At 65.8% G+C, this 11,764-nt stretch carries 11 protein-coding genes; 7 read left to right on the top strand and 4 right to left on the bottom strand.

Annotation, left to right across the window (positions count from 1 at the left end):
- Positions 1-2: 2 nt before the first annotated feature.
- The 3 genes from cobG to ung form a co-directional block, all read right to left on the bottom strand.
- On the bottom strand, positions 3-1,370 hold the full coding sequence (cobG, locus tag BHD07_RS00515; RefSeq protein ID WP_338276998.1) for a precorrin-3B synthase: 1,368 nt from the start codon (positions 1,368-1,370) through the stop codon (positions 3-5).
- Positions 1,371-1,494: 124 nt separating this feature from the next.
- Positions 1,495-2,265: a precorrin-6A synthase (deacetylating) gene (gene cobF / locus BHD07_RS00510; RefSeq protein ID WP_338276997.1), complete on the bottom strand. Its 771-nt coding sequence runs from the start codon at positions 2,263-2,265 to the stop codon at positions 1,495-1,497.
- 190 nt (positions 2,266-2,455) lie between these two features.
- Complete coding sequence (gene ung, locus BHD07_RS00505; RefSeq protein ID WP_018096646.1) at positions 2,456-3,181, bottom strand: uracil-DNA glycosylase; 726 nt, start codon at positions 3,179-3,181, stop codon at positions 2,456-2,458.
- A 202-nt stretch (positions 3,182-3,383) separates the two neighbouring features.
- On the opposite strand from ung, the gene modA reads away from it, so the two are divergent.
- The 3 genes from modA to modC are packed head-to-tail and all read left to right on the top strand — an operon-like array spanning position 3,384 to position 5,992.
- Positions 3,384-4,169 carry a molybdate ABC transporter substrate-binding protein gene (modA, locus tag BHD07_RS00500; protein ID WP_100673050.1) on the top strand — a complete coding sequence of 262 codons (786 nt, stop codon included), beginning with the start codon at positions 3,384-3,386 and terminating at the stop codon, positions 4,167-4,169.
- 60 nt (positions 4,170-4,229) lie between these two features.
- Complete coding sequence (gene modB, locus BHD07_RS00495) at positions 4,230-4,922, top strand: molybdate ABC transporter permease subunit (protein ID WP_338279270.1); 693 nt, start codon at positions 4,230-4,232, stop codon at positions 4,920-4,922.
- Positions 4,919-5,992 carry a molybdenum ABC transporter ATP-binding protein gene (gene modC / locus BHD07_RS00490; RefSeq protein ID WP_338276993.1) on the top strand — a complete coding sequence of 358 codons (1,074 nt, stop codon included), beginning with the start codon at positions 4,919-4,921 and terminating at the stop codon, positions 5,990-5,992. Before modB ends, modC begins: the two co-directional genes overlap by 4 nt.
- A gap of 12 nt (positions 5,993-6,004) precedes the next feature.
- Here the strand turns inward: modC and BHD07_RS00485 are convergent, their stop codons facing one another.
- Positions 6,005-6,400, bottom strand: a complete 396-nt coding sequence (locus BHD07_RS00485; RefSeq protein WP_100673049.1) for a winged helix-turn-helix domain-containing protein — start codon at positions 6,398-6,400, stop codon at positions 6,005-6,007.
- Between the two features lie 168 nt (positions 6,401-6,568).
- Between BHD07_RS00485 and BHD07_RS00480 the strand changes: the two genes are divergently transcribed.
- From BHD07_RS00480 to BHD07_RS00465, 4 genes are all read left to right on the top strand, one after another.
- The gene (locus BHD07_RS00480; RefSeq protein ID WP_338276990.1) at positions 6,569-7,906 is read left to right on the top strand and encodes an NAD(P)/FAD-dependent oxidoreductase; all 1,338 of its coding nucleotides are present in this window, start codon (positions 6,569-6,571) and stop codon (positions 7,904-7,906) included.
- Positions 7,907-8,231: 325 nt separating this feature from the next.
- Positions 8,232-9,464 carry a 3-methyl-2-oxobutanoate dehydrogenase (2-methylpropanoyl-transferring) subunit alpha gene (locus BHD07_RS00475; protein ID WP_026168781.1) on the top strand — a complete coding sequence of 411 codons (1,233 nt, stop codon included), beginning with the start codon at positions 8,232-8,234 and terminating at the stop codon, positions 9,462-9,464.
- A gap of 1 nt (position 9,465) precedes the next feature.
- Positions 9,466-10,479: an alpha-ketoacid dehydrogenase subunit beta gene (locus BHD07_RS00470; RefSeq protein WP_100672845.1), complete on the top strand. Its 1,014-nt coding sequence runs from the start codon at positions 9,466-9,468 to the stop codon at positions 10,477-10,479.
- Positions 10,480-10,482: 3 nt separating this feature from the next.
- Positions 10,483-11,763: a dihydrolipoamide acetyltransferase family protein gene (locus BHD07_RS00465; RefSeq protein WP_338276986.1), complete on the top strand. Its 1,281-nt coding sequence runs from the start codon at positions 10,483-10,485 to the stop codon at positions 11,761-11,763.
- Position 11,764: the final 1 nt, after the last annotated feature.

Genomic DNA, 11,764 nt, shown 5'->3' with positions numbered 1-11,764 from the left:
TTCTATCCCTGTTCAAACGCGGCGGCGATGCGCGCGGTCCCGAGCCGTGTAAGACAGGACAGCGCCGATTCGCCAGCGTCTTTGTTTTCCCGCACGAGCGCGTTCAGCGCGCCGAACGCAGATCCTATTCCGTTTTCATCCCTGTAGGCACTCGACGCGACGGAAGCAGTGCCATTTACGACAAGCGCATATCCTGATGGCGCACCGACGAGCGTCAACGGCGACGCCGTGGGTCTGGCGCAACCCTTGGGACAGCCGGAGAGATGCACCGTCACCGAACCGTCGAGGAGATCCGGCGCGGATTCGACCAACAGCCTCGCCGTCGCCTTTGTGTCCATGCGCGCCGAGGCGCAGGCGAGGCCCGCGCAGGCGGCTATGTGATTGCGCGGATCGTCGGAGGCGACCAGAAAGCCGTATGAGCAGGCAAGGCGTTGCACGACGGCCGACGTTTCGCCCGAGAGACCGAGGACGAACAGACCGCGCGGGGGTGCCAAGCGTATCTCGTTTGCGCCGAGCTCCTCCGCCTGTCGGAGGAACGCGACGAGACTGCCCGCATCGGTTTGCGCGAAGGTCAGGCCGACGCCGAGCACGGTGCCGGCGCCGCCGAAGTGGTGGATGCCCGCCGGTGGCGGCGAAATAGCGGGACCGCGCGCGCGCGGCAGGGCATCGCCGGCCGCCGCGCGCTGCCGAAGAAGATCGGCATCAAGGTCGCGGGCGCGGGTAGCGGGGCCGAGTGCAGCGAGATCTCCCAGGATTTCGAGAACGATAGGGACAATTTCGTTCGATTCCAAGAGCGCGACGGGCTTTGCCGAGCGCGCCGTCCCGCCGAGCGAAAGCAGCCATCGCACGCCGTCCTCATGCCCGAACGCCGAGACACGCAGGTCGGCGGTCAGGCTTCCCAGGTGGAAGCGGCCGCCTCCATCCACGACGATCGAGAGTTTCGGCGCGAGCCTGAGCGCCTCACCCGCGCCGGAGATCGCCATACGCAGCGCGCGGGCGAGCGGGCGAGGATCGGCGACTTCGTCCGGGTCGAATCCGGCAAGCGGCGGCGTCTCGATCGCCACCCCTTCGGCAATGGCTATCTCCGCCGCCCCGATCGCTTCGGCGAGCGCCGCAACGCTTTCCGGCGTCAGGCCGCGGATCTGCAGGTTGCCGCGCGCCGTGACCTCAATGATCCCGCTGCCGCATGTCGCAGCCGCACCGGCAATCGCCCTCATCTCGGCCGGCGTGAGGCCGTCGCCTGCCGGTCGCAGCCGCACGAGCAGGCCGTCCCCGGTCTGCATCGGCGCCGCCAGCGAAGGACAGCTCCCGCGGCGCATCGATGCGCCGGTCGCAGATCGGTCGGCTCGTGGAGCGGCGCAGCTTTTCATTCGTCTCGGTAATCCTTCGGTATCTGCGAGCCAACCCGGCACGCTTGATCGATCGAGCCTATATCACAGGGCGAGCGTCGAGAGAGATCAAAGATCTGCCGCCGAGAGCAGGGGCAACGCCCGACTACTCTTCGAAATCGGCGCCCTTGCGCAGCAGATAAATATCCATGATCCAGCCCATCCGCTCGCGCGCCGCGGCCCGCGCTTCGAGAATCCGCTCTTTCACCTCGGCGAGGCGCCCTGAAATGACGATCTCGTCGGGCGTGCCGAGATAGGCCCCCCAATAGATCTCGGCGTCCGGATCCTCGATCTTCCGGAACGCCTGCTCGCCGTCGAGCATGACGACGGCCGTCTCGCTTTTGTGCGGAAAACTTTCGGCGAGCCGCCGGCCAGTGGTGATTTCCACCGGCTTGCCGACGAGGTTCAACGGGATGCGATGGCTGGCACAGAGCGCCTGCAGGCTGGTAATGCCCGGAATGACGTCGTAGCCGAAGGCCACCCGGCCGCCCGACTTCACGCGTTCCACGATGCGGATCGTGCTGTCATAGAGCATCGGATCGCCCCAGACGAGGAAGGCGCCGGTCTGGCCTTTCGCAAGCTCGCTCTCCAGCAGCGCCTCGTAGGCGGCGGCGATGCCCGCATGCCACTCGTCCACGCTTTCCACGTAGCTGCGGCCTTCGGTGCGGCGGACGGGCACCGCGAATTCGACGGTGCGGCTGCCGGCCCGCGTCACGTAACGGGCGCATATCGCGCGGCGCAGCTCGGCCAGCTCGGTCTTTTTCTCCCCTTTGGTGGGGATGAAGAGCACATCGGCCCGATTCAGCGCATTGATCGCCTGAACCGTCATGTGCTCGGGGTTGCCGGCACCGATACCGATGATCAGGATGTGTCGCATGCCGTCTCCCATTGCCCCACCCGCATAGTCGGGCAATCCCACCCGCATAATCGCGTCAGTCACACCCGCATAATCGGGCCAGTCCCGCCCGCATAATCGGGCCAGTCCCGCCCGCATTATCGGGCCAGTCTTTGACGGATCGCCGCGGCGGGTGCAAGGCCCATTCGCGACGGCAAGCGCTACGGCCGCGTCAGCAGTTCGGCGCCAGCTGCCGCTCGACGGCCAAAGGGGGATCTTCCGGCAACCGCCAATCGATCGGATCCAGCCCCTTGGACGTCAAAAACGCATTCGCCTTGGAGAAATGCCGGCAGCCGAAGAACCCCGCATGGGCCGATAAGGGTGACGGATGCGGTGCGGTGAGCACGAGATGACGCGAACGATCGACAAAAGCGGCCTTGCGTTGCGCGTAAGAGCCCCAGAGCATGAAGACGACGGGCTGCGCCTGCTCGTTGACCGCCCGGATTACGGCGTCGGTGAAGCGCTCCCAACCCTTGCCCTGATGCGAGGCCGCGCGGCCGCGTTCGACCGTCAGCACGCTGTTCAGAAGCAGCACGCCCTGGCGCGCCCAGCTTTCGAGGAAGCCGTGGCGCGCCGGCGGAATGCCGAGGTCTTCCTGCAATTCCTTGTAGATGTTGACGAGGGAGGGCGGCGTGCGCACGCCCGGACGAACGCTGAAGCAGAGCCCATGCGCCTGCCCGTCGCCATGATAGGGGTCCTGGCCGAGGATGACGACGCGTACCCTGTCGAGCGGGGTCAGATCGAGCGCACGGAAATATTCGACGCCCCTCGGAAAAATCTGCCGACCCTGCTGCTTTTCCTCCAGCAGGAACCGCTTGAGCTCGGCCATGTAACCGTGGCGGAATTCCCCGCCCAGAACGGCTTTCCAGCTTTCTTCCAGCCTGATCGTCGCGTCCATGTGGATCGTCCACCTCCTTGGGTCTCGTTCCGGAATTTAGACGCATGAGCGCCTATCGCAAGCGCTCGCGTCGTCTCCGCCCCATCGGTTCACCGATTTTGACTGCAGCGCAACGGCCGCATTGTATTTCCACGAATATAGCGGTAACCAAAATACCGGAGCGCTATATCTTGGAAAATATCACGAACCGGGAGACTTGGGTGTGACAACGAGAAGAGATTGGCTCAAGGGCGTGTCACTGGTGCTCGGCGTGGTTCTGGCGGGAACGACCTTTGCACCGGCTCAGGCGGCGGAGAAGGTCACCGTGTTCGCCGCGGCGAGTCTCAAGAATGCGCTCGATGCGATCAACGGCGAATGGCTCAAACAGACCGGCAAGGAAGCCACCGTTTCCTATGCGGCGAGTTCGGCGCTGGCGAAACAGATCGAACAGGGCGCGCCCGCCGATGTGTTCATCTCGGCCGACCTCGCCTGGATGGATTACCTCGCAGACAAGAAGCTGATCAAGGCCGGCACGCGCTCCAACCTGCTCGGCAATCGTATCGTCCTCGTCTCCGGCAAGTCGGATGCCCGGGCTGTCGAGATCGAGCCGGGTCTCGACCTTGCCGGTCTTCTCGGCGACGGACGATTGGCCATGGGAGCCGTGGAATCCGTCCCCGCCGGCAAGTATGGCAAGGCCGCGCTGGAAAAGCTCGGGCTGTGGCCGAACGTTGCCGGAAAGGTCGCCGGCGCCGAAAGCGTGCGCGCCGCCCTCCTCCTCGTGTCACGTGGCGAGGCGCCCTACGGCATCGTCTACCGAACCGACGCTGCAGCGGACGCCAATGTGAAAGTGGTCGGCACTTTCCCCGAGGACAGCCACCCCCCAATTGTCTACCCGATCGCGATCACCGCGGACAGCAGGAACGCCGATGCCGCCGCCTACCTCGAATTCGTCCGCTCGCCGAAGGCGGCGGCGCTTTTCCAGGCCGAGGGCTTCACCGTTCTGGAATAGAATTTGCCGATTGATTGCACGACACGGCGCGTCAGGAACGGGAGTACGAGCTTGGACTGGATGGCATTGAGCGACGCGGAGTGGACCGCCGTCCGCCTGAGCTTGCGGGTCGCCACTGTTGCGATGCTTGCGAGCTTGCCGCCGGCGCTCCTTGTCTCGATGATGCTTGCGCGCGGCCGCTTCTGGGGCAAGTCGCTCCTGAACGGCCTCGTCCATATGCCGCTGATCCTGCCGCCGGTCGTCACGGGCTTCGCTCTGCTGCTCCTTTTCGGCCGGCGCGGCCCGATCGGTGCATTTCTCGCTGAGAATTTCGGGCTGGTCTTTTCGTTCCGCTGGACGGGAGCGGCGCTCGCCTGCGCGGTGATGGGCTTCCCATTGATGGTCCGCAGCATCCGGCTGTCTATCGAAGCAGTAGACCGCAAGCTCGAAGAAGCGGCGGGAACGCTTGGCGCGAGCCCCGCCTGGATCTTCCTGACGGTCACATTGCCCCTGATCCTTCCCGGCATTCTCGCCGGCATGGTCCTCTCCTTTGCCAAGGCCATGGGCGAGTTCGGCGCGACCATCACCTTCGTTTCCAATATCCCCGGCGAGACGCAGACGCTTTCCGCCGCGATCTATACCTTCACACAGGTGCCGGGCGGCGACGCCGGCGCGATGCGCCTTGCCGCGATCTCCGTCGTTATTTCGATGGCGGCCCTGATGCTTTCGGAAGCCATGGCTTCAGCCGCGGCGCGGCGGACGGTGGCGGCATGAGGCTCGAGGTCGAAGCGCGCCTTCGTCTCGGCTCCTTCGCGGTCGACGCCGCCTTCGGCTCGGAGGGCGGCGTGACCGCCCTTTTCGGCCGCTCCGGCTCCGGCAAGACCTCGCTCGTCAACATCATCGCCGGCCTCCTCCGGCCCGATCAGGGCCGCGTCGTGCTCGACGGCGACACGATCGCCGACAGTGAGCGCCGGCTTTTCACCCCCGTCCACCGCCGCCGCTTTGCCTATGTGTTCCAGGAAGCCCGCCTCTTTCCGCATTTCAGCGTCCGCAGAAATCTCGCCTATGGCCGCTGGTTCGCAGGCGCGGCCCGATCGGGGCCCGAATTCGGCAGGATCGTGGAAATGCTCGGCATCGGACATCTGCTCGATCGGATGCCCTCGACGCTCTCGGGCGGCGAGCGGCAGCGCGTCGCCATCGGCCGGGCGCTGCTCGCTTCCCCCCGCCTGCTCCTGATGGACGAGCCGCTCGCCGCGCTCGACGACGCCAGAAAGGCCGAAATCCTGCCCTATCTGGAGCGGCTGCGCGACGAGACGCGGATTCCGATCGTCTATGTCAGTCATTCGGTGGCTGAAGTGGCGCGGCTGGCGGAGCGCGTCGTCGTCATGGAAAACGGCCGGGTCAAGGCCTTCGGCAAAACGGCGGCCGTTCTGAACGAGCCGTTTCCGACATCCGCCGCCGACCGGCGGCAAGCGGGCACGTTGATCGAGGGCACCGTCGACAGTCATGACGAAGGCCACGAACTGACCGTGGTGCGCGCCGGAGACTGCCTGATCCGCGTGCCGCATCTCGTCGCAGAGGCCGGGCAAAGTCTACGCCTCTACATTGCCGCGCGCGACGTGATGCTGGCGACCCGTCGCCCGGAAGGCATCAGCGCCCTGAACGTGCTTCCGGGAACGATCGTCGGCGTCTCGTCGCCGCGGCAAGGAAGCGTCGACATGCGCGTCGATTGCGGCGGCAACGTTATCGCCGCGCGCGTGACGACCGTCTCCCGCGATGCGCTCGCGCTTTGCCCGGGAAAGCAGGTGCACGCCATCATCAAGACCGTCGCGCTCGATTATTAGAGAAGCCAATGGTTAGAGCGGCTTTCCGGTTGGCTCCTCTTGCGGAGCACCTTTGCAGTCGCGCATGGCGTCGAGCCAATCGAGATCGTCCGCGATCGCGGCCTGCGCCTTGGCCTCCATCGCCCGGAAGCGCTCGATCAGCATCTCGCCAAAAGCGGTGACGACGGCGCCGCCGCCCTGCTTGCCGCCACGCTGCGAGTCCACCGCCGGCTCCTTGAACATGCGGTTCAAGGCGTCGACCAGCAGCCAGGCACGGCGGTAAGACATATCCATGGCCCGCCCGGCAGCGGAAATGGAGCCGGTCTCGCGGATGTGTTCCAGAAGCATGATCTTGCCGCGCCCGAGACGGCTGTTCGGCGGCAAGTCGATGCGGAGGATCAGGCGGGGGTCGGCTTCGGTATCGTGCATGGAGCGAACATAAAGCCTGGCGCAGGAGACGGGAAGGCGCGACCGCTCAAAGACGATGCGGGAGCTTCGGGCACGGGAACTGTGCATCGCCGCCCGAAACCGGCCAAGCAGGCTTGATCGAAGCCGACATTGGATGCAGCGATAGACATAACTGAACAAACCCAAGAGATGATCATGCCCGGCCCCGCTCTCGACCCCGTTGAAACCGATGCTTCACTGCCCGGTAGTGCCGACGTCGTCATCATCGGCGGCGGTATCATCGGAGTGAGCACGGCGCTCTTTCTCGCCGAGCGCGGCGTGAAAGTCGTCCTGTGCGAGAAGGGCGATCTCGGCGGCGAGCAATCGAGCCGCAACTGGGGCTGGGTGCGCGTCATGGGCCGCGATCGGCGCGAGATTCCGCTGGCGCTGGAGGCGCTGAAAATCTGGGATACCCTCGATGCGCGCGTCGGCGGCGAGACCGGATTTCGCCGGAGCGGCATTCTCTATATTTCCGAAACGGAGCAGGACGTCGCCAACCGCGATGCCTGGCTCGCGCTTGCGAAACCCCATGGCGTCGACAGCCGCCAGCTCACCGCCGACGAGACCCGGGAGCGTATGGCCGGGGCGGCGATCCGCTACAAAGGCGCGCTCTATACGCCCAGCGACGGCCGAGCGGAGCCGCAGAAGGCCGTTCCCGCAATCGCGGCCGGAGCACGCCGAGCCGGCGCACATATCGTTACCGGCTGTGCGGTGCGGGGGGTTGAGAAGAGTGCGGGTCGGGTAAGCGCCGTCGTCACCGAAAAGGGCCGCATCGAAACCTCGACGGTGGTGCTTGCGGGCGGCGCCTGGTCGCGGCTCTTCTGCAAGGGCCTCGGCATTCGGCTGCCGCAGCTAAAAGTGCGCAACACCGTGCTCAGGACCGCTCCGGTCGAGGGCGGCCCGGCCGGCGCAGGCGCAACGGCGACTTACGCCTATCGCAAACGCCTCGACGGCGGCTACACGATCGCCACCGCGGGTGCCAATCTGCATCCGCTCGTGCCGGACACCTTGGCATTCTTCCGCGATTTTCGCGCGGCGAGAAGGGCCGAGGGCGAGGCCGTGCAGGCGGGCTTGAGCGCCCAGAGCTGGCGCGAGCTTTTCGAAATCGCATCCGTGCCCCTCGATCGGCCCGGCGCCTTCGAGCGCCACCGCATCCTCGATCCTCGGCCCGATCCGAAATCCGTACTCAAGGCATTCGAGGAAGCAAGAAAAGCTCTTCCGAAGCTGCGTACCGTCGAGCCGGTTCAGATCTGGGCCGGCCTGATCGATGTCACGCCGGACGTCGTCCCGGTCATTTCGCACGCGAAAGAGGTGCCGGGCCTCGTCATCGCCACCGGCTTCTCCGGTCACGGCTTCGGCATCGGCCCCGGGGCCGGACATCTCGTCGCCGATCTCGTCACCGGAGATCCGCCCATCGTCGATCCCTCCGAGTTCCGCCTTTCGCGCTTTTCCGACGGCAGCCCGATAGAGATCGCGCCACCGGTCTGAAGGCCGGGTCGCCCGCCCGCCTCACGAAAGAAAATTGCCCGCCGCCGGCGCCGGCACCGGCCCGGCGTTCGGTGCCGCATGCGTGCCGGCACGAATCTGTCTTTCTTCGCGCAGCAGCCGGGCGCGGCGGCGAAAGCGCTTCATCTGGCCCCTGACTCGTGGCAGTCTGTGCCCATATCCTGTCGGGAGAGCGGGATGCCGTATCGGTATGGCAGGCGGGGCGGAGGACACCCCAGGCGCCAGCCGGGAACCGCCGGGCGGCGGCGCCGTTCTTCCGGGAATGGAGTTGCGCGACGCGCAATCCGGAAGGGAGGCCGGAATCCGCATGGATGAATTCAGCCGATTGAGCCTGCATGTCCCCGAACCGGCCGTCCGGCCGGGCGATCTGCCCGATTTCTCCAACGTGAAGATACCGAAGGCGGGCTCGGTGCCGCGGCCGGAAGTCGATGTGGACCCGGAGGAGATCCGCGACCTCGCCTATTCGATCATCCGGGTTCTCAACCGCGAGGGCGAGGCAGTCGGCCCCTGGGCCGGTTTTCTTTCCGACGAGGAGCTGCTGAGGGGTCTCAGGCACATGATGTTGCTGCGCGCCTTCGACGCGCGCATGCTGATGGCGCAGCGCCAGGGCAAGACATCCTTCTATATGCAGCATCTCGGCGAGGAGGCGGTGAGCTGCGCCTTCCGCAAGGCGCTTCGCAAGGGCGACATGAATTTTCCGACCTACCGCCAGGCGGGGCTCCTGATTGCCGACGACTACCCGATGGTCGAGATGATGAACCAGATCTTCTCGAACGAACTCGATCCCTGCCATGGTCGGCAGCTGCCCGTCATGTACACTTCCAAGGAGCACGGCTTCTTCACGATCTCGGGCAACCTCGCCACTCAATATGTCCAGGCCGTCGGTTGGGCCATGGCATCCGCCATCAAGAACGATACGCGGATCGCCGCCGGCTGGATCGGCGACGGCTCGACCGCCGAGTCGGATTTTCACTCCGCGCTGGTCTTCGCTTCCACCTACAAGGCGCCCGTCATTCTCAACATCGTCAACAACCAGTGGGCGATCTCCACTTTCCAGGGCATCGCCCGAGGCGGTTCCGGCACCTTCGCCGCAAGGGGCCTGGGCTTCGGCATTCCGGCGCTCAGGGTGGACGGCAACGATTACCTGGCCGTCTATGCGGTGGCGCGCTGGGCGGCCGAGCGGGCGCGGCTCAATCTCGGTCCGACGCTGATCGAATACGTGACCTACCGCGTCGGCGCCCATTCGACTTCCGACGATCCGAGCGCCTATCGCCCGAAAACCGAATCGGAAGCCTGGCCGCTCGGCGACCCGGTCCTGCGCCTGAAGAAACACCTGATCCTACGCGGCGCCTGGTCGGAAGAGCGGCATGCGCAGGCGGAGGCGGAAATCATGGACGAAGTGATCCAGGCGCAGAAGGAAGCGGAACGCCACGGAACGCTGCATGCCGGCGGCAGGCCGTCGGTGCGGGATATCTTCGAAGGTGTCTATGCAGAGATGCCGCCGCATATCCGCCGTCAACGGCAGAAGGCGGGGTACTGACATGGCCAGAATGACGATGATCGAAGCGGTGCGCAGCGCCATGGACGTCTCGATGGCGCGCGACGAAAATGTGGTCGTCTTCGGCGAGGATGTCGGTTATTTCGGCGGCGTTTTCCGCTGCACCCAGGGGCTTCAGGCGAAATACGGCAAGACGCGCTGCTTCGATACGCCGATCAGCGAGTCCGGTATCGTCGGCACGGCCATCGGCATGGCCGCCTACGGGCTGAAACCGTGCGTCGAGATTCAGTTTGCCGACTACATGTATCCCGCTTACGACCAGCTCACGCAGGAGGCCGCGCGGATCCGCTACCGCTCGAACGGCGACTTCACCTGCCCGATCGTCGTGCGCATGCCGACGGGCGGCGGCATCTTCGGCGGCCAGACCCACAGCCAGAGCCCGGAGGCGCTCTTCACCCATGTTTGCGGGCTGAAGGTCGTCGTGCCTTCGAATCCCTATGACGCCAAAGGCCTGCTCATCTCGGCGATCGAGGATCCGGATCCCGTGATGTTCCTGGAGCCGAAGCGGCTTTATAACGGCCCCTTCGACGGCCACCACGAACGCCCGGTCACGGCCTGGTCCAAGCACGAACTCGGCGACGTTCCGGATGGCCACTATGCGATCCCGATCGGCAAGGCCGAGATACGCCGCAAGGGCTCAGGCGTGACTGTTATCGCCTATGGTACGATGGTGCACGTGGCGCTCGCGGCAGCCGAGGAGACCGGTATCGACGCGGAGGTGATCGATCTGCGCAGTCTGTTGCCGCTCGACCTCGAGACGATCGTGCAATCCGCGAAGAAGACCGGGCGGTGCGTGGTCGTGCACGAGGCGACGCTGACCTCGGGATTCGGTGCCGAGCTCGCCGCTCTCGTTCAGGAGCATTGTTTCTATCACCTCGAGTCTCCGGTCGTCCGGGTAACGGGTTGGGACACGCCCTATCCGCACGCGCAGGAGTGGGATTATTTCCCCGGTCCGGCACGCGTCGGGCGTGCGCTCGCCGAAGCGATGGAGGCCTGACCGGTGGGTGAATTCATCATCAAGATGCCGGATGTCGGCGAGGGTGTCGCGGAGGCCGAGCTCGTCGAGTGGCATGTGAAGCCCGGCGATCCGGTGCGCGAGGATATGGTGCTCGCCGCCGTCATGACCGACAAGGCCACGGTCGAAATCCCCTCGCCAGTCACCGGCAAGGTCCTGTGGCTCGGAGCGGAAGTCGGCGACACGGTTGCGGTGAAGGCGCCGCTGGTCAGGATCGAGACCGCCGGCGAGGCGGGCGATGCTGTCCCGGACAGCGTCCCGGAGGCGCTGGCCGAAAACGTGCTGGACGAGCCCGTCGCCGTCTCCTCCCGGCCTGCGGCCAAGGCGCCGCCGCAGCCCGAAAAACCTGCACCGAGAACCGCGCCGGCGCCGCGCGAAACGACGGATATTTCGCCAAGGCCACTCGCCTCCCCGGCGGTGCGGCTGCGCGCCAGAGAGAGCGGCATCGATCTCAGGCAGGTGGCCGGCACCGGGCCGGCCGGCCGGATCACCCATGAGGATCTCGATCTCTTCATCAGCCGCGGCGCCGGGCCGCTGCCGGCTCAGGCCGGCCTCGTCCGCAAGACCGCCGTCGAGGAGGTCAGGATGACCGGCCTCAGACGCCGGATCGCCGAAAAGATGTCGCTCTCCACCTCACGCATCCCCCACATCACCTATGTGGAAGAGGTGGACATGACGGCGCTCGAGGATCTGCGCGCGACGATGAACCGCGACCGCAAGCAGGAGCAGGCCAAGCTCACGATCCTGCCTTTCCTGATGCGCGCGCTGGTGAAGACCGTCGCCGAGCAGCCCGGCGTCAACGCCACGTTCGACGACCATGCCGGCGTCATTCACCGCCACGCTGCCGTCCATATCGGCATCGCCACCCAGACGCCCGCCGGGCTGACCGTCCCGGTGGTGCGCCATGCCGAGGCGCGCGGGATATGGGACTGCGCGGCCGAGCTCAACCGGCTGGCGGAGGCGGCCCGCACCGGAACGGCGACGCGCGACGAGCTTAGCGGCTCGACCATCACCATCTCCTCGCTCGGCGCCATCGGCGGAATCGCCACGACGCCGGTCATCAACCATCCGGAGGTGGCGATCGTCGGCGTCAACAAGATCGCCGTCCGGCCCGTCTGGGACGGCGCACAATTCGTCCCGCGCAAAATCATGAATCTCTCGTCGAGCTTCGATCACCGGGTCATCGACGGCTGGGATGCCGCGGTCTTCGTCCAGCGCCTGAAGACGCTGCTCGAAACGCCGGCGCTGATTTTCGTTGAAGGATAGG

The sequence above is a fragment of the Sinorhizobium sp. KGO-5 genome (genome assembly GCF_036245905.1).
GTDB classification, from domain to species: domain Bacteria; phylum Pseudomonadota; class Alphaproteobacteria; order Rhizobiales; family Rhizobiaceae; genus Sinorhizobium; species Sinorhizobium meliloti_A.
This window is presented reverse-complemented; position numbering and strand designations above follow the sequence as displayed.